Origin of the sequence: Streptomyces sp. NPDC088812 (assembly GCF_044750285.1) — a bacterium.
In the GTDB taxonomy this organism is placed as follows: domain Bacteria; phylum Actinomycetota; class Actinomycetes; order Streptomycetales; family Streptomycetaceae; genus Streptomyces.
Map to the genome: position 1 here is coordinate 102,979 of NZ_JBIVJP010000010.1, position 22,633 is coordinate 125,611.

Below are 22,633 nucleotides of genomic sequence, written 5' to 3' on the forward strand. Positions count from 1 at the left end.
TGTCCGGCGCGACCGTCACCAGCGACGGCTACCGGGAGTCCCTCCAGGCCGCGATCGACGCGAAGGGCGCCTGACGTGCACCGCGTGGAACACGTCATGGGCTTCCCGGTCTCCCTGCGCATCGACGACGAGGGGGACCACGACGGCCCGGCGGACGCCGTCTTCGCCTGGCTGCGGGAGGTCGACGAACGGTTCAGCCCGTTCAAGCCCGGCAGTGAGGTGTCCCGGTACGGCCGGGGCGAGCTGCCGGCCGCCCGGATCAGCGCCGACCTGGCCGAGGTGATCGGCCTGTGCGAGCGGTACCGGGTGGCGACCGGCGGCGCCTTCGACGCCCGGCTGCCCGGCCGGGGCTTCGACCCCTGCGCCGTCGTCAAGGGCTGGTCGGTGCAGCGGGCGGCGGAGCTGCTGACCGCGGCCGGGGTGCGCCGGTTCTGCCTCAACGCCGGCGGCGACGTGGTCGCCGCCGGCGGCCCGTGGCGGGTCGGCGTACGCCACCCCGAGATCGCCGACCGGCTCTGCACGGTCCTGGAGCTGACGGACGGCGCGGTCGCGACCTCCGCGCGCTACGAGCGCGGCGACCACATCCTCGACGGGCGCACGGGCGCGCCGGCGACCGGACTGCTCAGCGTCACGGTCGTCGCGCCGACGCTGACGGTGGCGGACGCGGTGGCCACCGCCGCCTTCTCGCTGGGCGCGGAGGGCGTCGAGTGGGCGGCCGGGCAGGAAGGCTGCCAGGTCTTCGCGGTGGACACCGGGCGGCGGGTCCTGCGGACGCCGGGGTTCCCGGCGGCGGGGGTGGGGGCCGCCGCGTGAGCGCCGGGGCGGGGGCGCCGGCGGTGACCCTGTGGCCGCTGGGGCGGGGCGCGGCCGTGGTCGCCCGGGCGTGTCCCCGGCGGCACCGCTGAAAGGGGCGGTACGGGATGCCGTACCGCCCTTTCCGGCTTTTCGGCCGGCGCGTCCTCAGCCGTCCTCAGCCGGCGTCGGAGGCGTCCAGCCGGTACAGCCCGCTGTAGTCGCTCACGGCGGTGCCGTGCTTCTTCACCCAGGCCGTGATGTCGCTGCTCGCGGAGTTCTGGCCGCTGTCGCCGACCACGACGTAGTGCAGCTTGCCCGCCTTCACCAGGCTCTTGAGCTTGGCGAGGGTCATGGCCTCGTCGGTGCCCGACCAGCCGCCCATGGAGATCACGGGCTCGCCGGACTCCAGGATGACCGAGGCCGCGGTCTGGTCGGTGGCGACCGCCACGAGCCAGGTGGCACCGTCCTGGTGCTTCTTCAGGTACGTGATCATCGCGGACGACACCTGGGTGCCGCCGCCCATGCCGCCGCCGCCCGTGCCCCCGCCGGTGGACCCGGCTTCGGCGGTGGACCCGGACTCGTCCGTCGACCCGGTCTCGCCGGTGGACCCGGCCCCGGTGGTGGAACCGGAGCCGTCCGTGGACCCGGTCTCGCCGGTGGACCCGGCCCCGGTGCCGGAGGACGGACCGGCACCGCCCGACGGGGGCTGACCCGGCTGCTGCCCGTCGCCCGTGCCGCTGCCCGTGCCCGTCGGCGCCTCGCCGCCGGGACGCTGGCCGCCACCGCCCATGCCGCCCATGCCGCCACCGGTGGTGGGGCCGGCCGTCGGGTTGGTGCCGTCGGGGGTGGAGGCGGCCGCGGACACCGCGTACGCGGCCGGACCGGCCAGCAGCGCCACGACCGCCGCGAGGGCGGCGACCACCGTCAGCCGGCGCCGCCGGGTGAACCGTCCGACCAGCAGCCCGATCACCGCGGCCGTGCCCGCGGCCCCGGCCACGACCTCGGCGACCGTGTACGCCGTCCCCGAGCCGGAGACCCGCTGGAGCAGGACGACCGCCCAGACGGTGCTCGCCGCGACCGCCGCCGGCAGCACCCACCCCCACCGCGCCGCCGAGCCCTCGCGGAAGGCCCGGAACAGCACCACCGCTCCGATACCGGTCAGCGCCGCGACGCCCGGGGCCATGGCGGTCACGTAGTACGGGTGGAAGGTGCCCTCGGCGAGTGAGAACGTCAGGTAGTGCAGGACGAACCAGCCGCCCCAGAGCATCAGGGCCGCCCGCCGGGCGTCGGTGCGCGGGGCGCGGCCGCGCAGCACCAGGCCGCCGACCAGGGCGACCGCGGCGAACGGGATCAGCCAGGAGATCTGGCCGCCCATCGTCTCGTTGAACATCCGGTACAGGCCCGCCTCGCCGCCGAAGCTCGCGCCGTTGCCCTGCGAGCCCGCCGACGAACTCGCCCCGAGGATCCGGCCGAGGCCGTTGTAGCCGACGACCAGGTCCCAGACCGTGTTGTCGGTGGAGCCGCCGATGTAGGGGCGGGACGACGCCGGGATCAGGTCGACGACCACCATCCACCAGGCGCTGGAGACGACCAGGGCGAGCGTGCCGGCGGCGAGGTTGCGGACCCGCCTGCCCAGCGGGGCCCGTGCCGCCCACAGGTACACCAGGAAGAACGCGGGCAGCACGACGTAGGCCTGCATCATCTTCGTGTTGAACGCGAAGCCGATCGCCACGCCCGACCACACCAGCGGCGCCGCCTTCCCGGTGCGCACGGCCTTCAGCAGGGCGGCCGCGCCGAGCAGCATGAGGAAGACCAGGACGGGGTCGGGGTTGGTGTCCCGGGTGATGGCCACCGTGATGGGCGTGAGGGTGAGCGCCAGGGCGGCGATCGTCGCCGCGACCGGGCCGAAGTCCCGCCTTACCATCCGGTGCAGCAGCGCCACCGAGCCCACGCCGGCCGCGACCATGGGCAGCGCCAACTGCCAAGTGCCGTAACCGAACACCCGGGCCGACAGGCCCATCACCCACAGGGCGAAGGGGGGTTTGTCGACGGTGATGAAGCTGCCCGCGTCCAACGCGCCGAAGAAGAACGCCTTCCAGCTCTTGGTGCCGCTGTAGACGGCGGCGTTGTAGAAGGAGTTGCCGGTGACGGAGGTCAGGTTCCAGGCGTACAGGGCCGTGGCCAGCACCAGAATCGCCCACAGGGCGGGGCGGGCCCAGCGCGGGTCGTCCGGGGCGCCGGTGAGCAGCCGGCGCGTACGGGCCGCGAGTCCGCGGGCTGCGGGCGGTCCGGCCCGGTGCGGGGCACCGTCCTCCCGGGCGGGGGCGGGCGGCGGGGCGAGGGTCGTCATGGCGCGTACTCCAAAAGGTGTTCGCCCGGGCCGGGCAGGACGGTGGGACGAGGGAACCGGACGCCTCCCGCGTCCACGCACCCCCATGGCAGTGACGATCGGTGCCGCGTCTGGGGGATCCCTGAGCCGGCTCTGAGGGGAGGGTGAGAACCAGCGAACTCACAGGCGGGTCACAGAGGGGGCCGGTCCGGCTCGTCAAAACCCCCGCAACACAAGAGGTCTAGACTCTCCCCGCAACGGCCCGACCTCACCCGGTCGAGAGCGGGCGGAACTTGCCAGACCCGAAGGGTATTCGGCGTTTTGATACGGATAGATTCAGTCACCAAGCGGTATCCGGACGGCACGGTGGCGGTCGACCACCTCTGCCTGGACATCCCGGACCGTTCGATCACCGTCCTCGTCGGGCCCTCCGGATGCGGCAAGACGACGACCCTGCGGATGATCAACCGGATGGTCGAGCCCAGCGGGGGCCGCATCCTGATCGACGGTCAGGACATCCAGCAGCAGCCGGTCGACACCCTGCGCCGCTCCATGGGGTACGTCATCCAGAACGCCGGGCTGTTCCAGCACCGCACGATCGTCGACAACATCGCCACCGTGCCGCGGCTGCTCGGCTGGAGCAAGGACAAGGCCCGGTTCCGGGCGCGGGAGCTGATGGAGCGGGTCGGACTCGACGCCTCGCTCGCCCGCCGCTACCCCTACCAGCTCTCCGGCGGACAGCAGCAGCGTGTCGGCGTGGCGCGGGCACTCGCCGCCGATCCGCCGGTGCTGCTGATGGACGAGCCGTTCTCGGCCGTCGACCCCGTCGTCCGCAAGGGACTCCAGGACGAACTCCTGCGCATCCAGGACGAGCTGGGCAAGACCATCGTCTTCGTCACCCACGACATCGACGAGGCCGTCAAGCTCGGCACGATGGTCGCCGTCCTGCGCACCGGCGGCCGGCTCGCCCAGTACGCCCCACCCGCCGAGCTGCTGTCCGACCCGGCCGACGCGTTCGTCGAGGACTTCCTCGGCGCCGACCGCGGTATCCGCCGGCTGTCCTTCTTCTCCTCCGCCGGCCTCGCCCTGCTCACCGCGCCGATCGTCGCGATCGACGCGAGCACCGAGACGATCGCCGCCCGGGGGGCCGCGGACGACGTGCCCTACCTCCTCGTCACCGGCGTCGACGGCAAGCCCCTCGGCTGGGGCGAGCCGCGCGACCTGACCGCGGGGAGCATCGACGCCGGCCGGCTGCTGCCGTACGGACGGCCGTTCACGGCCGGTACGGACTCGCTGCGGTCCGCGCTGGACTGCGCCGTGCTCTCGCCGACCGGCTGGGCCGTAGCGGTGGACGCGGAGGGCCGGGCCGCCGGGGTCGTCTCCCAGCAGGCCATCGCCGAGGCGATCCGCGGCGCCCACGCGGAGGGCCGCCGGACCGGCGCGACCACGAAGGCCGCCGGATGAACTGGGACCGTGTCCTCGACATCCCCAGCGACCTCCAGCACAGCTGGATCGGCCTGGTCGGACTGCATCTGCGCGAGGCCCTGCTGCCGGTGCTGGCCGGGCTCGTGATCTCGCTGCCGCTGGCCCAGCTCTGCGTGCGCTTCCGCTGGCTCTACCCGCCGGTGCTGTGGGTGACGACGGTGCTGTACGCCGTCCCCTCGCTGGCGTTCTTCGTCCTCCTCATCGACTACACCGGCCAGACCGAGCTCACGGTCATGATCCCGCTCACCGTCTACAGCCTCGTCGTCCTGGTCCCCGCGATCGTCGACGCCGTCCGCTCGGTGCCGCAGGAGACCCTCGCCGCCGCCACCGCCATGGGCTTCGGGCCCGTACGCCGTTACGTCCAGGTCCAGTTGCCGATCGCGGTGCCCGCGATCATCGCGGGGCTGCGGGTGGCGACCGTCTCCGGCATCAGCCTGGTCAGCATCGGCGCCCTCATCGGCAACCAGGGCGCCCTCGGCAACCTGATCAACGACGCCAGCATCTACAACCGGCCGGAACTCGCGGTGAACGCCGTGTTCAGCATGGCCCTCCTCGCGATCCTCGCCGACGGCCTGCTGGTCCTGGTACGCCTGCTGCTGACGCCGTGGATGCCGCGCCGCGCGGGCAGGACACCGAAGGCGGGCAGGACACCGAGCGCGGGCAAGACACCGAAGGCCGGCCGGCCCGACCCGGCCGCCGCAGCCCTGGAGGACGCAGTCCGGTGAACCTGCTCCACTTCATCAGCGCCTTCTTCGGCGACGGCTCCCACTGGCAGGGCTACGACGGCATCCCCACCCGCGTGGGGGAGCACCTCCAGTACACCCTGGAGGCCCTCGCCATCGCCGCCGCGATCGCCCTGCCGGTCGGCCTCGTCACCGGCCACTACGGGCGCGGCGGCAACGCCCTCGCCCTGATCGCCACCGCCGGGCGGGCGCTGCCCACGTTCGGCCTGCTGGTGCTCATGACCCTGCTGCTGGGGTTCGGCCTGGTGAACGTGATGACCCCGCTGGTCGTCCTCGCCGTCCCGCCGATCCTGGTCACCACCTACGAGGGCATGCGCTCCGTCGACCCCTCCCCGGTGGACGCCGCGCGCGGCATGGGCATGAGCGAGGCCGGAATCCTCTTCCAGGTCGAACTCCCCGCCGCGCTCCCCCTGATCCTCAGCGGCCTGCGCTCCGGCGCCATCCAGATCGTCTCCACGGCCACCATCGCCGCGTACGTCAGCCTCGGCGGCCTCGGCCGCTACATCGTCGACGGCCTCTACCAACGCGACTACGAGAAGGTCGTGGGTGGCGCCACCCTGGTCGCAGGCCTGGCCCTGGTCACCCTCGCGGTGTTCTGGGCCGTCGGGCGGATCGCGGTGTCACCGGGGGTGCGGAGGGGGGCCCAGTAGGCCCATCGGACCCCTGGGCCCGGCTTCCGGCCGTCCCGGGGCCTGGTCGGCATGCCGGGTGAGGGACGCGCCCCGTAAGGGGCGCGGGGAGCTGCGCGACCGGCCCCGGACGGCCCGCGGTGTCGATACGGTCTCCTCCGTCCGGGCGGGTCCGTCCGGGCTTTCTCGGGGCTTCCCCGGGACCGTCTCAGCCCTCCGTGCGTGCCAGTGCCTGTTCCAGGACCACCAGCAGGGCGTCCCGGACCGAGCCTCGTTCGCGGGCGTCGAAGACCAGGACGGGGACGCCGTCGGAGACGTCGAGGGCCCAGCGGACCTCCTCCAGCGCGTGCTCGACGCGGCCGTCGAAGGCGTTGACGGCGACCGCGAACGGGATCCCCTTGTGCTCGAAGTAGTCGACGGCGGCGTAGCAGTCGTCGAGGCGGCGGGTGTCGACGATGACGAGTCCGCCGACCGCGCCCTCCACGATGTCGTCCCACATGAACCCGAACCGCTCCTGGCCGGGCGTGCCGAACAGGTACAGCTTCAGGGTCGGGTCGATGGTGATGCAGCCGAAGTCCATCGCGACCGTCGTGGTCGTCTTGCGCGGGGTGTGGCTGAGGTCGTCGACACCCGCCGCGACCTCGGTGATGGCCGCCTCGGTGGTGAGCGGCTCGATCTCGGAGATCGCGCCGACGGCGGTGGTCTTGCCCACGCCGAAGCCGCCCGCGATCACCAGTTTCACCGGCAGCGGCGGCCGTACGGAGACCTGGCCGGCGGTGTGCCGGACCAGCGGTTCAGTCGGAGTCACGGAGTACCCCCCGGGAGTCGGGGATGGCGCGGAGGCCATCGATGAGCCTGCGCAGGACGGAAGCGTCGTGGGTGGCGCCGGAGTCGGGCACGTGCACCGACAGCTGCCCCGCCGCGCGCAGGTCCTCGGCGAGGACCCGCACCACGTTCAGGTGCAGCCGCAGCCGGGCCGCGATCTCGGCGATCGACTGCGGCACCCGGCAGGCGGCGACGATGTCGTGCTGTTCGAAGGAGAGCAGGCCGAGGGCGTCGAGCCCGGTGGTGGTGGCCACCAGCTGGGTCTCGACGGGCATGGTCCGTCCGGACGACGCCTCACCCGCGCCCGCCACCCGGCCGGCCGTGACCAGGAAGGGCCGGACGGCGGGGGCGGGGCCGACGGGTACGGCACCGTCCTCGCCGGCGCCGCGCGGAGTGCGGCCGTCCGCCATCGGTGGTTCGCTTCCTCTCTGGACCGGCGGTCTTCGCGATGACTGCCGGTCAGCGCGACCTGGTGGCGCCGACGCTGTTCTTCAGCTCCAGGACCAGCTGGGGGCTGAGCGCGCTGCCGGCGCGGTTGGCGAACACCGTCATCTCGTAGGCGATGTTGCCCAGCTTGGCCTCCTTGTCGGTGACCACGCCGAGCACCGCGCCGGAGCCGATCGCGGAGACCAGCACATGGCCGCCCTCGAGGTCGATGATGACCTTGTTCAGACCGCCCAGGCCGTAGTTGCCGGAGGCGCCCGCCGCCAGGCTGGTGATGCCGGACACGATCGCGGCCAGCCGCTCGGAGTCGGCGGGCTCACGCAGCTCCGACACGGCGATCAGCAGGCCGTCGGAGGACACCGCGATGGCGTCCACCACCCCCGCGGTCTCGGTGGCGAAACGGTTGAGCAGCCAGGTGAAGTCGGCTGCGGCGGCCCGCAGATCGGTCGGAGTGGCGGCTCCGGAGGGAGTCTCACCTGTCGACGTGCTCACTGCTCGGCTCCTTCCGGAGTGTGGTTCTGGTGGTGCCCGGGGGTGCGGTGGTGGTCCGCGTGGTCGCTCCGGCCGTTCGGGACGGGCCGGTGGTTCGAGGCGGTCCGGTCGTTCGGGGCGGCCGCCCGGTCGTTCTCTTCGGTGGTGCGCGGGGCGGGAGGGCGGGGGTGCTCCCCCGTGCCGCCGCCGCTGTCGCGGTGTGCGCGTTCGACGGCCGCCTCGAACTCCTCCAGCGCGCTGCGGACGGCGTCCGCGTCGGCGAGGGGCACGGTGCGGCGCGCGGCCTGCTGAGCGGCCGCGTCGACGGTCGTCCGGAGCGTGGCCCCCCGGACACGCCGCCGCAGCGGCCGCGCGCCGCCGCCGGCATCGGCGTCGACGGTCCGGCCCGAGGGCCGCCCGGGTGACCCCGGACGCCCGTCCGGGCTCAGCCGTCCGGAGGCGCCGTCGGCGGGGGTGCGGGCGTCTGCCACAGCCGGGGTGCGGGTGCCCGTGACCGGGGTGCGGGGGGCGTACGGCGTGGGCTCCCCGCCGTCCGCCTCGGCGCGGGGGGCGTCCGCCTCGGCGGCGCGGGAGGCCCCCGTCGGCCGGACGGCGGGCGCCTCGGAGGCGCGGGAGGCGCCCGTCGGCCGGACGGCGGGCGCCTCGGAGGCGTCGATGGCCTCTGCGGTCCCGACGGCCTCCGCCGCCCTGACGGTTTGTGCGCCCCCGACGGCTCGTGCCGCGGCGGCGGCTTCTCCGGCTCCGGTGGAATCCGCGCCCCCGGCAGCCCCGGTGGAATCCGCGGTCTCCGCGGTCTCCGCGGTCTCCGGGGTTTCCACCGCCTCCGCGGCCGCGTCCGTCTTGGGGCGGGCCTGGGTCTCGGTCCCGCCCGGTTCCGCACCCGTACGGGCGTGAACCGGCGTTTCCTCCGCGCGGGGCCCGGGGTCGGCCGTGGGGCCGGGCGCCGTCCGGTGCGGTTCCTCGGCCGCGGCCGCCTCGCGCCGGGGGACCCGGCGGGGGAGGGCGCCCGGTTCGCGGTCGTCCGCCGAAGCGGGCGGCACCGCGAGCGCCGGGGACGGTCCGGCGGACGAGGACGAGGACGGGGACGGGGACGAGGACGAGGACGAGGGCGTGGACGGGGACGGGGACGAGGACGAGGACGAGGGCGTGGACGGGGAAGAGGACGAGGACGAGGGCGTGGACGGGGAAGCGGACGGCTCCTGCGTGGCGGCCGCCTCCACGGCGGACGCGGCGGTCTCCGTCGCCCCCGCGGGCGCCGCCTCCGCTCCGCTCGGCGTGCGCAGCAGCGGGGACGGGAGTGCCACCTCCGCCGTCACACCGCCGCCGGGCGTGCGGGAGAGCGTGACGTCGATGTCCCAGCGGCGGGCCAGGGCGCCGACCACGAACAGGCCCAGCACCTTCGTCGGGACGAGGTCGAGGCGCTCACGGCGGACCAGGCGGGCGTTCTCCTCGGCGAGGCGCTCGGCGCTCATGCCCAGGCCGTGGTCGGCGATGGTGACCGTCGCCCCGTCGTCGTCGGAGTCGACGCCCACCTCGACCGGGCTGCCCTCGGGGGAGAACGACACCGCGTTCTCCAGGAGCTCGGCGATCATCAGCGTCAGGTCGCCGATGATGTCCGGTTGCACCAGGGCCTCGGTGCCGGCGTGCAGCCGTACCCGCTGGAAGCCCTCGATCTGGCCGAGCGCGGCGCGCACCACGTTGGTGAGCGCGGCCGGGCCGGAGTCGAGGACGGTCTCGCGGATGCCGGCCAGCAGCATCAGGCTGTCGGCGTTGCGGCGCAGCCGGACCGCGATGTGGTCGATGGAGTAGAGGCGTTCGAGCAGCGCCGGGTCGGTCTCACCGCGCTCCACGGCGTCGATCAACGACAGCTGACGGGACGTCAGGTTGCTGACGCGGCGTCCGACGTTGCCGAACATCTCGGCGACGTTGCGCCGGCTCAGCGCCTGACGCTCCAGCAGCGCGGCCGCCGTGGTCTGGACGTTGTTGAAGGCCTCGGCGAGCTCGCCGATCTCGTCGTCGGCGGTGACCGGCAGCTCGCGCAGCCGCGGCGGCCCGCCCTCCTCGGCGTCGTCGTCCGCCACCCGCGCGAGCTCGCGCCCGGCGACGTCGGCGACCTCCTGCGCGGCGCCGGTCAGGGCCCGCACCGGCCGGATCACCGAGCGGCGCACCAGCACCGCCAGGGCGATCCAGACGACGAAGCCGAGCAGCGCCATGCTCAGCAGCAGGCCCGCGCGCCACTGCGCGGCGGAGGCGGCGGAGTCGGCCTGCTCGGCGATCTGGTGGATGAGCGAACCGGTGACCTCCAGCCGGGTCTCGGCCTGCTCGTTGTACAGGTGGTAGGAGTCGAGCACCTCCCGCAGCGCCTTGCGGATCTCCTTCTTCGAACCCGCCTGCAGCGCGCTGGGGTCGACGGCCATCTCGGCGTAGTTCCGGCTGATGGTCGCCATCGCGGTGTTGTGCTCGATGCCACCGAACTCCTCGGTCTGCGCCTCGCCGGCGAATCGCGAGAACCGCTCGGCCTGGTAGGCGTACACCTCCTGGGAGCCGACCGCGCCGGTGAACTCGATGAGGGCGTTGCTGTCGCCGGTGCCCGCGGAGAAGACACCGGTCTCGAAGGCGCCGTGCGCGGCGTCGGCGCGCAGCAGCGAGTCGAGCAGGTTGCCGGTGAAGGTGGTGGCGAGCGCGGAGTTGCGGTCGAGGCCGAGGCCGTCGATGAGGCCGTCGGCGGCTCCCGAGTACGCCGGGTCGATGTTGTCGGCGGGCAGATAGCCCTGCTCGATGGTGCTCCGCAGACCGGCGAGGCCCTCGATCTCCCTCAGGGCCTGCGCCTCACCGGCCGGCAGCCGGTCGCCGAAGGTGTCGCGCACCTCCTGGATCTGGGTGTCGACGTCGAGCTGGGCGACCCGGTAGGCGGAGGTGGAGGGCGTGCCCCCGTCGAAGGACGCCTCGTGCCGTACGGACAGGAGGATCGCCTGCTGGTGTTCGGCCTGTACCGCGGCGACGAGTTCGGCGACCTGGGAGCTGTTCCGCACCAGTTGGGCGGCGGTCTCGGCGCGCTCGGACTCCTGCCCCAGGTCGACGATGAGATAGCTCAGCAGCAGGGCGATCACCGTCAGCGGAACGCCGACGAGGACGTTCAGCTTGCGCTGGAAGGGCCACCGGTCGGTGACACCCCGCAGGCCGCGGCGGACGGACGGGGAGGCCGGGGGTGCCGAGGACACCGGGGGTGCCGAGCCGGCGGGCGCGTCCACCGTGTTCGTGGACACCGGGCCTCCTTCATGGGGTCGTGCAAGGCGTGCGCGCCGCTGTGGCAGGCGTCGACGTCCGTGACACTATCGCTTCTCTGTGCGAAGGGGTGTGGCCCCACGTCAAGAATCCATTACGAAGACCCGCCTGATCGGGCCACAACTGGCCATGGATCGAAGCCATTCGGTGACCCGAACGCTCTTGACTGATCGAGAAGAGGGTGGATTGGATCGAGTCAGGGGGCTCGGCTTCCACTTCTCCCCCGCCTTCTCCCCACAGACTCCCCCCATCGATCTCCCCCAGCAACTTCCCCCACAGACTTGCCCATCGACCTCCAGAGCCCGGAACGGGAACCGTGACTTCCAACGCCCACAGCAGCAGGTCCCTCAGGAACCACCCCGGTGCGGCGGCCGTCGCGCTCGCCGCGACGACGGTCCTGCTGGCGGGATGTTCCTCCTCCGACGACACGTCCGACCCGCTCGCCGAGGAGAAGGCCGACGGCAACACCGTCGTCGTCGGATCCAACAACTTCGCCGAGAGCATCCTGCTCGCCGACATCTACGGCGAGGCCCTCAAGGCCAAGGGCATCAAGGTGTCCTACAAGCCGAACATCGGCAGCCGCGAGACCACCTACGGCCTGCTCAAGAACGGCTCCATCACCGTCCTGCCGGAGTACAACGGCTCCCTGCTGGCCTACCTCGACGCGAAGGCCGAGCAGACGTCGCTGGAGGCGGTCAACGCCGCCGCCAAGGCCAAGCTCGACCCCAAGCTGACGCTGCTGGAGTCCTCGCCCGCCGAGGACAAGGACTCCGTCACCGTCAACCAGGAGACCGCGGAGAAGTACGACCTGACGGCGGAGTCGACCCTCGCCGACCTCAAGGACGCCGCCCCCGAGCTGGTCCTCGGCGGTTCCCCCGAGTTCCAGACCCGCCAGCAGGGCATGGTCGGCCTGGAGGAGGTGTACGGCCTGACGTTCAAGTCCTTCAAGGCCCTCGACGCCGGCGGCCCGCTGACCCAGGCCGCGCTGAAGAAGAACACGGTGCAGGCCGCGGACCTCTTCACCACGGACCCGACCATCACCAAGGAGAAGTTCGTCGTCCTCCAGGACCCGGAGAACCTCTTCGGCTTCGCGAACGTGACCCCGCTCGTCTACAAGAGCGGGCTCTCCGACGAGGGCGTCGCCGCGCTGGACGCGGTCTCCGCCAAGCTGGACACCAAGACCCTGCTGGACCTGGACTCCCAGGTGCAGCTGGAGAGCAAGGACCCGCTGGACGTCGCCAAGGCGTGGCTGAAGTCCGCCGGCCTGGCCTGACGTACGCAGGGTGGACACGACGGCATCCGGACCGGCCCGGGTCCCTCCCGCACCGGAGGACACCCGGGTCGTCCTGAACGGCACCACCCTCACCGTCGGCGGGCTGATCGCGCTCGCCGACGGTGAGGCCGTGCCCGCGGTGGCCCCCGAGGCCCGCGAGCGGGCCGCCCGTTCCTGGCACACCGCCCAGCGACTGGCCGCCGCCGGCCGGCTCTACGGCCGCGGCACCGGCGTCGGCGCCCACCGCGCGGTGACCGTCGACGCCGACGACGCGTCGGCGCACGGCCTGCGGCTCCTGCGCAGCCACGCCGGCGGCGCGGGCGCCCTCCTCCCCGCCCGACAGGTCCGCGCGATGCTCGCGATCCGCGCCAACCAGCTCCTGGCCGGCGGTTCCGGCATCCACCCCTCCTTCGTCGACGCGCTCACCGAGGCGCTCCGCCTGGGCGTCCACCCGGCCGTCAACGAGTACGGCGCCGTCGGCACCGGCGACCTCACGGCCCTGGCCCAGACGGGTCTGACCCTGATCGGGGAACGGCCCTGGCTGGACGGCCGCCCGGAGAGCCGGCGGTCCGGCGGGCCGGGCGGCGGCCCGGCGGACACCGCGGACGGCCTCCTCGACGGCCGCTCCACCGCGGGTCTGTACGACTGGCTCGACAGCCGCCCGGCCGACCGCCGGGGCCCGGGCCCGGCCGGCCGTCCACACGACCGAGCGGCCGGAGAGGCGGAGAGGGGCGACGCCTCACCGGCCCGTCTCCCCGCCCCCGTCACCCTGCGCCCCGGAGACGCCCTCGCCCTCCTCAGCAGCAACGCCCTGGCGCTGGCGCAGGCCGCGCTCGGCCGGCACACGCTCGACGTGCTGCTGCGGGCCACGCACGCCGTGGCCGCCCTGTCCCTCGCCGGGGTCTTCGGTGCGGCAGAGGCGTACGCCGCACCCGTGCACGCCCTGCGGCCCTACCCGGGTGCCGCCCGCGCCGCCGGTGAGGTACGGCGGCTGCTGGGGCTGCCCGACCGCCCGGCCGGACCGGGCCGCCGTATCCAGGACCCCTACGGCTTCCGGGCGTTCCCCCAGGTCCACGGCTGTGCGCTCGACGCCGGCGAGAGGCTGCGCGAGGTCGTCGAGGTGGAGATCAACTGCGCCTCGGAGAACCCCGTCGTGATGCCCGACGGCACCGCGGCCTACCACCACGGCGGCTTCTTCGCCGCACCGCTCGGCCTGGCCGTGGAGGCCGCCGGCCTCGCCCTGCTCCAGACCGCCCAGCTCTCCGCCGCCCGCCTGGCGGCGCTGGGCGACCCCCGGCTGACCGGTCTGCCCGCGTTCCTCGCGGCGGGCCCCGCGAGCAGTTCGGGCACGATGATCCTGGAGTACACCGCCCACTCCGCGCTCGCGGAGCTGCGGGCGTGCGCGGCCCCCGCCTCCACGGGGCACGCCGTCCTCTCGCACGGCCTGGAGGAGGCCGCCGGCTTCGCCGGCCAGGCCGCCCGCCAGCTGCTGCGCGCGACCGACGCCTACGCCACCGTCCTGGCCTGCGAACTCGTCGTCGCCGTACGGGCGTTGAGGCTGCACCCGGTGCGGCCGCCGGCCGCCGTCTTCACCGTGGCGGACGCCGCCCTGCCCGACGGACTGGACGACCGCCCGCTGACCGCGGACGTGACGGCAGCCGCCGAACTGCTGCCGCGGCTGGCCCGGTTGTGACAGGACACGGGTGAACGCGTGAACAGGGGAGGGTGGAGGAGAGCGTGAACAGACGCAGACAGAAGAAACTGACGCGGCGTCTCGTGGCGGCGGCCATGCACGGCGACGCCGCCGAGGTCGACGTGCTGCTGCGGGCCGGGGCCGACCCGGCGGCGGGGGACGCCGACGGCACCACACCCCTCTACCTGGCGTCGGTCGAGGGATTCGCAGGGATCGCCGCACGGCTGCTCGCCGCCGGTGCGCCGCCCGACGCCGAGAGCGCCGGCCCCGGTGCGGAGGGAACGCCCCTGTGCGCGGCCGCCGCCTGGGGCCACACCGACACCGTCCGCACCCTCCTCGCCCACGGCGCCGATCCGAGCCTGCGCGAGGACCACGGCACGGGGATGACGCCACTGGAGTGGGCGACCAGGGAGCCCCACCCGGAGACGGTCGCCGTGCTGCGCGCCGCGGGAGCCCGCTGACGGCGGTCAGTCCACCGGACCCGGCCGGGGCGTGACGCTCGCGATCACCCGGTCGATCAGCGCGATCAGCACGTCCCGGCACGAGTCGCGCTCCCGCGCGTCGCACAGCAGCACGGGAACGTCCGCGGGCAGCGCCAGCGACTCCCGGATCTCCTGCGCGGGGTAGGGGTGCAGGCCGTGGAAGCCGTTGACCCCGACGACGAAGGGGATGCCGCGGCGTTCGAAGAAGTCGATCGCGGAGAAGCCGGCCTCCGGCCTGCGCACGTCGATCAGCACCACCGCCCCCAGGGCGCCGACGGCCAGGTCGTTCCACATGAACCAGAACCGCTGCTGGCCCGGGGTGCCGAAGAGGTACAGCACCAGGTCACCGCCGATGGTGATCCGCCCGAAGTCGAGGGCCACGGTGGTGGTCCGCTTCTCCTCGATGCCCTTCAGGTCGTCGACGTCCAGCCCGGCGACGGTCAGCGGCTCCTCCGTGCGCAGCGGCGCGATCTCACTGACCGACCCGACCAGGGTGGTCTTGCCGACGCCGAAACCGCCGGCGACGAGGATCTTCACCGTGTCGGGCGCGGCGACCGGACCGTGCGTCCCGGCCGTCCCGGCGGTGGGATCAGATACGGCCAAGGCCGTCCCTCACTTTCTGCAGCAGCTCCAGGTCCAGGGCGGCGCCGAGGGGACGCGGCGGGCGGGCCGTGATCAGACCCGCCTCCAGCAGGTCGCAGAGCATGATGACGACCACGCTCACCGGCAGGTCCAGCCGGGCCGCGAGCTCCGCCACGGCGACCGGCCGGGCGCACAGCCGCAGGATCCGGGTGTGCTCCGGCTGCGGCCGCACGGCCCGCTCGGGCGGCGGGTCGACCGCGGTCACCGTCGTGATGAGGGTGAAGTCGGCGCGGCTGGGCCGGGTCCGCCCCCCGGTGAGCGTGAAGGGCCGGACGAGCCGGCCCGTGGCGTCGTCTCCGCTCACCTCACCCGCCGTTGGTGCGCACGGCGGGACCGATCCCGGTCCGCGGCGCCGCGCTGAGGTGCTCACCGATCTTCTTCACCAGCATGTTCATCTGGTACGCCACCACGCCGACGTCCGCCTTCGAGCCGGTGAGCACGACGAGATGGGCGCCCGGCCCGGCCGACGTGAGGATGAGGTAGGTGTGGGCCATCTCGATGAGCGCCTGGCGCACCGGGCCGCCGCGGAAGTCCATGCTGACGCCCTTGCTGAGGCTCATCAGGCCGGACGCGGTCGCCGCCAGCCGTTCGGCGTCCTCGCGGGGGAACCCGGTGGACTTGCTGACGACCAGCCCGTCCTCGGAGAGCACGACGGCCTGGTGCACATCGGCGACCCGGTCCACCAGACCGGTGAGCAACTGGTCGAGCTGGGTGTTCGTGGCGGGGGCGGGGTGTGTCATCGCGGTGTCCTTCATCAGCGGTCTGCGGGCGGTGTCGGGGTCTGGGAGGGGCCGGCGGCGCTGCCCGGCGGGCCCGGGTCGGACGCGGCAGCCGTCGTGCCGGGGTGTGTCTCCCCAGGGCCGGACGGCGGCACGCCGGAGTCGTCGCGCGCCCGCAGCGTGCCGCGCTGGAACCCGGCGAGGGAGGAGGCGGCGCGCTCCGCGGTGAAGTCGTCGTCGGGGTGGCCGTCCGCCCCAGGGGGCACGGGAGCCTCGCGCAACTCGTCGGCGAGGCTGGTCTGCGGCACCCGGCGGGGCAGCGGGGTGAGGCCGCCGGGGCGGTCGGGCCCCGCACCGGCCGGGGCCGTCGCCGCCCCACGTGCCCGCGCCTGCGCGCCGACCGGGGGAGTGCGGCGCGCGACGGACGGACCGGCCGACGGACCCGGCACGGTGCCGGACCGCTCCGCCGGGCCGTCCGCGCGTTCCGCCGGGCCGTCCGCGCGTTCCGCCGGGCCGTCCGCGCGTTCCGCCGGGCTGCCCGCGCGTTCCGCCGGGCTGCCCGCGCGTTCCGCCGGGCCGCCCGCCTGGTCCGAGCGGGAGACCCCGGTTCCCGGGGGCCCGTCGTCGGGGCACCCGGGGACCACGATGTCGTGCGGGACCAGCACGATCGCGGTGGTGCCGCCGTACGGGGAGTTGCGCAGGGTCACCGCGACGCCGTGCCGGGTGGCCAGCCGGGCGATGACGAACATGCCCAGCCGCAGGTCGTCGGCGAGCGCCAGCACGTCGAACTGCGGGGACACCGCCAACTGCGCGTTGAACGAGGCGTAGTCCTCCTCGGACAGGCCCAGACCGCGGTCCTCCACCTCGATCGCCAGACCCCGGGCCACCAGCGCGGCACGCACCACGACCGGGCTCGGAGCGGCCGAGTAGGTGGTCGCGTTGTCGATGAGCTCGGCCAGCAGATGGATCAGGTCCGCCACGGCGGGCGGGGCGACGCACACCTCCTCCTCGGTCTGCACCTCCACCCGCCGGTACTCGGCGACCTCGCCGACGGCGCTGCGCAGGATGTCGATGAGCGCCACCGGCTCCGACCAGCTGCGTCCGGGCCGGCCGCCGCTGATGATGACGAGGTTCTCCTCGTAGCGGCGCAACTGGCTCGCCGTGGAGTCGAGTTCGTAGAGCCCCTTGAGGACCTCCGGGTCCTGGTGTCGGCGTTCGAGCGTGTCGAGCTTGCTGAGCTGGAGGTTGACCAGGTTCTGGCTCTGCCGTGCGATGCCCAGGATGACCTTCTGGAAACCGCGCCGGGTGTCGGCGAGTTCGACGGCCGTGTGCACGGCGGTGCGCTGCGCCGTGTTGAACGCCGCCGCCACCTGCCCGAGTTCGTCGCCGCCGTAGTCCAGCGGAGGGGTCGCCGAGTCCACGTCGACAGTCTCCCCCCGGTCCAGCCGGGCCACCACGTCCGGGAGGCGTTCGTGCGCCAGGCTCAGCGTGGCCCTGCGCAGGCCGCGCAGCCGCCGCAGCAGCGAGCGGGTGATCCGCCAGGACATGCCGACGCACAGCAGCAGCGCGACGAGTCCGCCGGCGCTCAGGGACGCGGCCGTGACCAGCAGCGCGCTCGCCTCGTCGGCGCTGGCCCGCAGCAGCGCCGCGGTCTGCCGCCGGATCAGCTCCGCGTACCGGTCGGACACCTCGAGGAGCGCGGCCCGCCACTCCTTCTGCACGTCCGGCAGGGCGATGTCGCCGTTCCCGCGCCGTTCCGCGCGCGCCGCGAGCACCTTGTCCTCGACGGCCTCGAGGGTCTGCCACTCCTCGCTGAGCAGGATCTCTTCCGTCTGGGTCTTGGCGTCGCCGGTCAGCAGGGGGACGATCTGGTCCCGCACGATCCAGCGGCGGGCGTGCACCGTCTCGGCGAACGCGGCCCACTGCTCCTCGTCCATCCGCCGCTCCGGCCCGGCCAGGGTGAGGTACAGGTCCTCCTCGGAGACCAGTTCGGCCGCGTGCTCCAGGGCGACCAGCGGTCCGGCCCGCGAGGTGAGGTCGCCGTCGTCGACCTGGGAGAGCTCCTGGAAGGCGTGGATCTGGTCGTCGATGATCGACGTGTACTGGTCCAGTGCCTGCGCGGCGGTGATGTCGGTGGGATCGTCCACCTGGCCCCGGTAGTACTCCAGACTGCCCACGGAGGCGACGACCGAGTACATCCGGTCCCGCACCCGGGCGGGTGCCTGCTGGATGTCGTCGGCCCGGGTCACCAACTGGGCGACCGCCGCGTCCGTCCTCCTGCGCTGGGCCTCCAGCGGGGCCCGGGAACCGTCGGGATCGGCCAGCCACACGGCCGACAGGCTGCGCTCCTGCTGGAGCGCGAGCGTCGCCTCGGTGCCCATGGCGCCGGTCGACCGGCTCAGTTCGGTCTGCGCGCGCAGCCGCAGCCCTTCCGAGAACATCTGGATCGTCGTCACGCCCCACATGGCGGTGAGGGTGACGCCGGGCACCAGCGCCAGGAGGATCAGGGAGAGACGTATGGAGCCGAGACGGCGGCGGCGCCGGGCACCTGTCCGTGGAGGCATGGTCGTCCTTGGGCGATGAGCGGGGAGCGGGGAGCGGGTGGCGACGGGGGAGAGAGCCGGATGATCCGGGCGGACCGGGTCTCGGTGGTACGGCCGGGGCGGGCGCCCGGTGTCAGCGGGTTCCGGCGGCGGCGAAGCGCGCGACCTCGGCGACGTTGGTCTTCGTGACGAAGGCCGGGCCGGTCAGCACGGGTGCCACCCCGCCGCCGCTGACGTTGCCGTTGGTCCGGTACAGCCAGAGCGCGTCCACGGCGAGGTACCCCTGGAGGTACGGCTGCTGGTCCACCGCGAACTGCACGCCGCCGTCGCGCACGGCGTCGACCAGGTCCTCGTTGAGGTCGAAGGTGGCGACCTCGGCCTCGCTGTCCGCCGTGCCGGCCGCTCGCACCGCGGCGAGCGCGAACTGGGCGCCGTTGGTGACGACCTCGTCGACGCCGGGCTCCTGGCGGAGGCGGGCCGTCACGGCGGTGGTCATCGCGGTCATGTCGGTTCCGTCGACGTACAGCATCTCGGTCGTGCCGGCGAAGGACTTCTTCACGCCGGCGCAGCGCGCCTCCAGGGCGATGTTGCCCCGCTCGTGGATGACGCACAGGGCGTGTCGTGCGCCGAGGGCGTCGAGCTTGTCGCCGACGGCGCGGCCGGCGACGCTCTCGTCCTGGCCGAAGTACTCCAGCAGGCCCGTCGCACGCCAGGCGTCGATCCCGGAGTTCAGGCCGACCACGGGTATGCCCGCCGCGTCGGCCTCGGCCACGGGGCTCTTCATCGCCTGCGGCTTGGCGAGGGTCACCGCGATGCCGTCGACCCCGTCCCGGACGGCGTCCCGCACCAGCTCGGCCTGTCCGGCGGCGTCGGCGTCGCTCGCGTAGGTCAGCTCGACCCCGTCCTTGGCGGCCGCCGCCTCGGCGCCCTTGCGTACCAGCTCCCAGAAGGCGTCCCCCTTCCCGCCGTGGGTGACCAGGGTGATCCTGATCCGGTCGCCGGTCCGGTCCGCCGCCCCTGCCCCGGACGACGCGTCGGAGCAGCCGGCCAGGAGCAGACAGCAGGCCGCGGCCAGGGCGGCGAGCCGCACGGGTCTCCGGGAACCCGGCAGGCGGCGGGCGGGGAGAGGAGTGTTCATGAGGGGCTGTACCTCGGTGTGCACGGCGGAGCAGGGGACGGGCGCGAGCGCCGCCGGAGCGAGGGTGGTGCACCGGTGAAAGGCTTTCGCTGGCTCGGAGCCAACCGCGTGTGACCGCCGGTAGTCAAGTGAACAACCACTGGGGGTGAGGTGCCGCTGCCGCATCGTGATGCGGGAGGACGTCCTGAGCGAGCAGACCTGCGCCGCAGGTGGATTGAGGGGGCGTCAGGACACGTCGACCGCCTGAACGCCGGACCGCCGGCTCTCCGGCCCCCCTTGCCGCACGCGCTCCGGGCGGTGTGACCGCCGGGCGCCCGGCGGGCGGCGGGCGGCGCCCGGCGGGTGGCGGGCGGCGCCCGGCGGGTGGCGGGCGGCGCCCGGCGGGTGGCGGGGCCGACTGGTGTGACCACCGGGCAGGGGGCGCCGGCTCCGAGCGGTGTGACCGCCGGGCGCCCGGCGGTGGGCGGCGGGCGGCGCGCCCGGCGGGCGGCGGGGCCGACTGGTGTGACCGCCGGGCAAGAGTGTCGCTCCGGGCGGAGTGCCCCCCGGGCGCCGCCGGGCACCGGGTCGGGGCGGAACGATCGCCGGCCGGCGGATCGTACGGCCCCGGTACCCGGCCCCGGCGGCGGTGCGCTCAGGCGGGTTCGCCCGTCCTCGGCAGCGGCAGCGTCTCCGTGCCGGTCCGCGCCTCGGCGGCGGCCCGTGCCTCCTTGCGGCGCCGTCGACGGCTCCGGCGCGGCTCCTGGTCGGGGAGCCAGCCGAAGGCCAGACAACTGCCCACGGCCCCGAGGAGCAGGCCGATGAGGAAGCCCCCGAGGTTGGAGGTGAGCCAGGTGCCCAGGGAGACCAGGACGCCGATGATCGAGTAGAAGAGGCGCTGCGACGGGTTGAACAGGATCAGCAGCCCGACCAGCAGCATCAGGGTCGGCAGGAGGTACCCCGCCAGGCCCTGCATCCCGATGTGCAGGATGACCGGGAGCGGAGCCTTCATGGTCACCAGGATCTCCGCGCCGCCCAGGAACAGCAGCAGCCCGCCGGCGAAGGGCCGCCGCCCCCTCCACCGCCGGAAGCGGGTCACTGCGGGCAACCCTTGCTCCCGAACCTCATGTGCAGGTCAGGCAGTTTGAAGACGGCCGCGGTGGCGGCGTAGTTGTGCTGGTACAGGTCGGTGATGACGACCTTCTCGGCCTGCTGGCCGTAGACGCCCGGGTTGCCGCGGGTGTCGACCTTGTCGAAGGTGCTGGCGTCGCGGCCGATCTCGATATTGTTGAACGACGCGTTGCCGGTGATGTCGTCGGAGTCGATGGCCAGGTTCTCCACGCTGACCTTGGTGTCCTTGTCGCCGGCGGTGAGGACGAGCTGGATGCCGCCGAGGTCGACGCTCTGGCAGAGGTTGGTCAGCTTGCCGTTCTTCACCACCGAGGTGACGACGAGCACCTGACCGCCGGTGTCGCCCTGGTTGGGGCTGTCCTCGATCATGTGGTCCAGCGAGCCGAACTGCGCGAAGCCGTCGCCTTCGAGCTTGTCGGCGGTGACCACGAACGGCATGCCGGAGATCGCGAACTGCACGCCCAGCGCTCCCTGGGCCGTGAGGACCGCGAGCGTCGCGGCGACGACGGTCGCCGGCACCGCCATCACGGCGGCCCGGCGCAGCCGGACCCGGCCGTGTCTGTCTGCGGAACCGCTGTCCGGGTTCTCGGGGGTGTTGTCGGCGGACGACGTGACGTCCGGGGACGAGGCCATAACTGCTCCCAGTGGCAAAAGTCTTGCGTGTCGGGCATCAGTGGCGCGTTGTCCTGGCGCGGACAGCGGCTGCCGCGCACGTCTCCTCGCAACTCCCGGAAGCCACGCGGGCTTTCACGTTACGCGGCAGTAGCCAGTTCGGAAGTTACCGATGGTTACACCAAGGGGTCAAGGGAGATGTGGAAAAACGGTGTCCCTTCTGTGTCACCTGCGGGGCGACTCGCCCCCACTCCGCTCGCATATATCTGTCGTTCCATCAACTTCCGTTCAACTGCTTGACTCTGACGAAACATCAGGTTTACAACTCTCGTGGCTCAAGCCCGGATCCGTGGCGCCGGATCCGCCGCGCGGCGACACCGTCCGCGCTCCCGGACCCAAGGCCCGGCCGTCGTTCGCCGGCGGCCGGGCCGCCCGCCAGTACGGGTACATCAGCCCGGGCATCCAGCACGGGCCGCACGCGCCCCGAGTCCGATCTCTCCAAGGCGCCGCCACGGCCGCTTCCCCCCTGCCGGCCGCGTCCGACGCCGTTTCCGCTGTCGGCCCGTCACGTACGGAGAAGGCGTCACGGGCCGGCACCGGCGGACGCGGGACGCGTCCCGGGACCACCACCCTCACCAGTGCGCCGAACCCCCCACCCGTGCGCCCTCATCGCCATCGCATCTCTCGCACGCAACCCCACACAAGAAGAGAGGCCCCGCATGCGCATCCGCTCACTCCTCGCCGCCGCCGGTATCGTCACCGCCCTTTCCCTGACGGCGGTCACCCCCGCCTCCGCGGCCGGCGCGGTGCTCACCACCACGGCCGGCGACGTCGCCGTCGGCAGCGTCCTCACCGCGTCCCTGGCCAGCGGCACCAAGGCCACCTTCTACTCCAGCGCCACCGGCACCAGCGGTGTCTCGTGCACCTCGTCCAGCTTCTCCGCCACCGTCACCGCCAACCCCACCGCGCCCGGCACCGCCACCGAGTCGCTCACCGCGCAGACCTTCACGGGCTGCACCTCGAACGTCGTCGGTGTGCTCGGTGTCACGAGCATCACGGTCAACAACCTGCCGTACACCGCGGCCGTGTCCTCCGGCGGAGCCCTCACGGTGTCCCCGCCCTCCGGCTCCAACATCCGCACGACCGTCGTCCTGAGCACCCTGCTGGGCAGCGTCACCTGCGTCTACGAGGGACCCAGCCTGACCGGCACGGCGAGCGGCAACAGCATCGCCTTCAGCAACCAGCCGTTCACCAAGCTGTCCGGCTCGACGCTCTGCTTCTCCAACGCCTACTTCACGGCCAATTACTCCCCGGTGACCACCGGCGGCCTGGCCGTGACGGTCAACTGAGCACCGTCCGGCCGGACCCGGCGCCCGGTGAACGGGCCGGGCGCC

20 protein-coding genes and 1 pseudogene are annotated in these 22,633 nt (G+C 73.5%); 9 read left to right on the forward strand and 12 right to left on the reverse strand.

Annotated elements, in window-relative coordinates; genetic code table 11:
* Together ACIP67_RS19205 and ACIP67_RS19210 are read left to right on the forward strand one after the other, a co-directional pair.
* A pseudogene (locus ACIP67_RS19205) lies at window positions 1–74 on the forward strand (FMN-binding protein); the annotation flags it as partial.
* A gap of 1 nt (window position 75) precedes the next feature.
* Window positions 76–813, forward strand: coding sequence for an FAD:protein FMN transferase (locus tag ACIP67_RS19210; RefSeq protein ID WP_401693054.1), 738 nt, complete (start codon window positions 76–78; stop codon window positions 811–813).
* A gap of 157 nt (window positions 814–970) precedes the next feature.
* Here the strand turns inward: ACIP67_RS19210 and ACIP67_RS19215 are convergent, their stop codons facing one another.
* The gene (locus ACIP67_RS19215) at window positions 971–3,145 is read right to left on the reverse strand and encodes a glycosyltransferase family 39 protein (protein ID WP_401693055.1); all 2,175 of its coding nucleotides are present in this window, start codon (window positions 3,143–3,145) and stop codon (window positions 971–973) included.
* Between the two features lie 300 nt (window positions 3,146–3,445).
* Here ACIP67_RS19215 and ACIP67_RS19220 point away from each other — a divergent pair, with 300 nt between their 5' ends.
* The 3 genes from ACIP67_RS19220 to ACIP67_RS19230 are packed head-to-tail and all read left to right on the forward strand — an operon-like array spanning window position 3,446 to window position 6,002.
* On the forward strand, window positions 3,446–4,588 hold the full coding sequence (locus ACIP67_RS19220; RefSeq protein ID WP_401693056.1) for an ABC transporter ATP-binding protein: 1,143 nt from the start codon (window positions 3,446–3,448) through the stop codon (window positions 4,586–4,588).
* A complete protein-coding gene (locus ACIP67_RS19225; protein WP_401693057.1) occupies window positions 4,585–5,334 on the forward strand; it encodes an ABC transporter permease in 750 nt (249 codons plus the stop codon). Before ACIP67_RS19220 ends, ACIP67_RS19225 begins: the two co-directional genes overlap by 4 nt.
* Window positions 5,331–6,002, forward strand: coding sequence for an ABC transporter permease (locus ACIP67_RS19230; protein ID WP_401693058.1), 672 nt, complete (start codon window positions 5,331–5,333; stop codon window positions 6,000–6,002). Before ACIP67_RS19225 ends, ACIP67_RS19230 begins: the two co-directional genes overlap by 4 nt.
* Window positions 6,003–6,189: 187 nt before the next feature.
* Here the strand turns inward: ACIP67_RS19230 and ACIP67_RS19235 are convergent, their stop codons facing one another.
* Genes ACIP67_RS19235 through ACIP67_RS19250 form a run of 4 tightly spaced genes read right to left on the reverse strand, consistent with a single transcriptional unit; the run spans window position 6,190 to window position 11,008 of the window.
* Complete coding sequence (locus ACIP67_RS19235) at window positions 6,190–6,789, reverse strand: ATP/GTP-binding protein (protein WP_389515323.1); 600 nt, start codon at window positions 6,787–6,789, stop codon at window positions 6,190–6,192.
* Window positions 6,776–7,216: a DUF742 domain-containing protein gene (locus ACIP67_RS19240; protein ID WP_401693059.1), complete on the reverse strand. Its 441-nt coding sequence runs from the start codon at window positions 7,214–7,216 to the stop codon at window positions 6,776–6,778. The genes ACIP67_RS19235 and ACIP67_RS19240 overlap by 14 nt, the downstream gene beginning before the upstream one ends.
* Before the next feature lie 49 nt (window positions 7,217–7,265).
* Complete coding sequence (locus tag ACIP67_RS19245) at window positions 7,266–7,742, reverse strand: roadblock/LC7 domain-containing protein (RefSeq protein WP_401693060.1); 477 nt, start codon at window positions 7,740–7,742, stop codon at window positions 7,266–7,268.
* Window positions 7,739–11,008, reverse strand: coding sequence for an ATP-binding protein (locus ACIP67_RS19250; protein WP_401693062.1), 3,270 nt, complete (start codon window positions 11,006–11,008; stop codon window positions 7,739–7,741). The genes ACIP67_RS19245 and ACIP67_RS19250 overlap by 4 nt, the downstream gene beginning before the upstream one ends.
* Before the next feature lie 335 nt (window positions 11,009–11,343).
* Between ACIP67_RS19250 and ACIP67_RS19255 the strand changes: the two genes are divergently transcribed.
* The 3 genes from ACIP67_RS19255 to ACIP67_RS19265 are packed head-to-tail and all read left to right on the forward strand — an operon-like array spanning window position 11,344 to window position 14,454.
* Complete coding sequence (locus ACIP67_RS19255) at window positions 11,344–12,300, forward strand: ABC transporter substrate-binding protein (protein WP_401693064.1); 957 nt, start codon at window positions 11,344–11,346, stop codon at window positions 12,298–12,300.
* A gap of 10 nt (window positions 12,301–12,310) precedes the next feature.
* Window positions 12,311–13,993 carry an aromatic amino acid ammonia-lyase gene (locus tag ACIP67_RS19260; RefSeq protein ID WP_401693065.1) on the forward strand — a complete coding sequence of 561 codons (1,683 nt, stop codon included), beginning with the start codon at window positions 12,311–12,313 and terminating at the stop codon, window positions 13,991–13,993.
* Window positions 13,994–14,037: 44 nt separating this feature from the next.
* Window positions 14,038–14,454 (forward strand): ankyrin repeat domain-containing protein, encoded by a 417-nt coding sequence (locus ACIP67_RS19265; protein ID WP_401693066.1) that lies wholly within the window; start codon window positions 14,038–14,040, stop codon window positions 14,452–14,454.
* A 6-nt stretch (window positions 14,455–14,460) separates the two neighbouring features.
* On the opposite strand, the gene ACIP67_RS19270 is transcribed toward ACIP67_RS19265, so the two are convergent.
* The 7 genes from ACIP67_RS19270 to ACIP67_RS19300 form a co-directional block, all read right to left on the reverse strand.
* Window positions 14,461–15,078: a GTP-binding protein gene (locus ACIP67_RS19270; protein WP_401693067.1), complete on the reverse strand. Its 618-nt coding sequence runs from the start codon at window positions 15,076–15,078 to the stop codon at window positions 14,461–14,463.
* Window positions 15,065–15,421, reverse strand: a complete 357-nt coding sequence (locus ACIP67_RS19275; protein ID WP_401693068.1) for a DUF742 domain-containing protein — start codon at window positions 15,419–15,421, stop codon at window positions 15,065–15,067. The genes ACIP67_RS19270 and ACIP67_RS19275 overlap by 14 nt, the downstream gene beginning before the upstream one ends.
* A 1-nt stretch (window position 15,422) precedes the next feature.
* Window positions 15,423–15,857, reverse strand: a complete 435-nt coding sequence (locus ACIP67_RS19280) for a roadblock/LC7 domain-containing protein (RefSeq protein WP_401693069.1) — start codon at window positions 15,855–15,857, stop codon at window positions 15,423–15,425.
* Between the two features lie 14 nt (window positions 15,858–15,871).
* The gene (locus ACIP67_RS19285) at window positions 15,872–18,400 is read right to left on the reverse strand and encodes a nitrate- and nitrite sensing domain-containing protein (protein ID WP_401693070.1); all 2,529 of its coding nucleotides are present in this window, start codon (window positions 18,398–18,400) and stop codon (window positions 15,872–15,874) included.
* A 112-nt stretch (window positions 18,401–18,512) separates the two neighbouring features.
* Window positions 18,513–19,517, reverse strand: a complete 1,005-nt coding sequence (locus ACIP67_RS19290) for a substrate-binding domain-containing protein (RefSeq protein WP_401693071.1) — start codon at window positions 19,515–19,517, stop codon at window positions 18,513–18,515.
* 634 nt (window positions 19,518–20,151) lie between these two features.
* A complete protein-coding gene (locus tag ACIP67_RS19295) occupies window positions 20,152–20,595 on the reverse strand; it encodes a DUF6114 domain-containing protein (RefSeq protein ID WP_401693279.1) in 444 nt (147 codons plus the stop codon).
* Window positions 20,592–21,260, reverse strand: coding sequence for a DUF6230 family protein (locus ACIP67_RS19300; protein WP_401693073.1), 669 nt, complete (start codon window positions 21,258–21,260; stop codon window positions 20,592–20,594). Before ACIP67_RS19300 ends, ACIP67_RS19295 begins: the two co-directional genes overlap by 4 nt.
* Before the next feature lie 698 nt (window positions 21,261–21,958).
* On the opposite strand from ACIP67_RS19300, the gene ACIP67_RS19305 reads away from it, so the two are divergent.
* Window positions 21,959–22,588 carry a Tat pathway signal sequence domain protein gene (locus ACIP67_RS19305; protein ID WP_401693075.1) on the forward strand — a complete coding sequence of 210 codons (630 nt, stop codon included), beginning with the start codon at window positions 21,959–21,961 and terminating at the stop codon, window positions 22,586–22,588.
* The last annotated feature ends 45 nt before the right edge of the window (window positions 22,589–22,633 follow it).

Coding starts and splice junctions, on each gene's coding strand:
- ACIP67_RS19300 (WP_401693073.1), bottom strand. CDS start 21,260: ATGGCCTCGTCCCCGGACGTCACGTCGTCCGCCGACAACACCCCCGAG.
- ACIP67_RS19290 (WP_401693071.1), bottom strand. CDS start 19,517: ATGAACACTCCTCTCCCCGCCCGCCGCCTGCCGGGTTCCCGGAGACCC.
- ACIP67_RS19285 (WP_401693070.1), bottom strand. CDS start 18,400: ATGCCTCCACGGACAGGTGCCCGGCGCCGCCGCCGTCTCGGCTCCATA.
- ACIP67_RS19280 (WP_401693069.1), bottom strand. CDS start 15,857: ATGACACACCCCGCCCCCGCCACGAACACCCAGCTCGACCAGTTGCTC.
- ACIP67_RS19240 (WP_401693059.1), bottom strand. CDS start 7,216: ATGGCGGACGGCCGCACTCCGCGCGGCGCCGGCGAGGACGGTGCCGTA.
- ACIP67_RS19305 (WP_401693075.1), top strand. CDS start 21,959: ATGCGCATCCGCTCACTCCTCGCCGCCGCCGGTATCGTCACCGCCCTT.
- ACIP67_RS19215 (WP_401693055.1), bottom strand. CDS start 3,145: ATGACGACCCTCGCCCCGCCGCCCGCCCCCGCCCGGGAGGACGGTGCC.
- ACIP67_RS19225 (WP_401693057.1), top strand. CDS start 4,585: ATGAACTGGGACCGTGTCCTCGACATCCCCAGCGACCTCCAGCACAGC.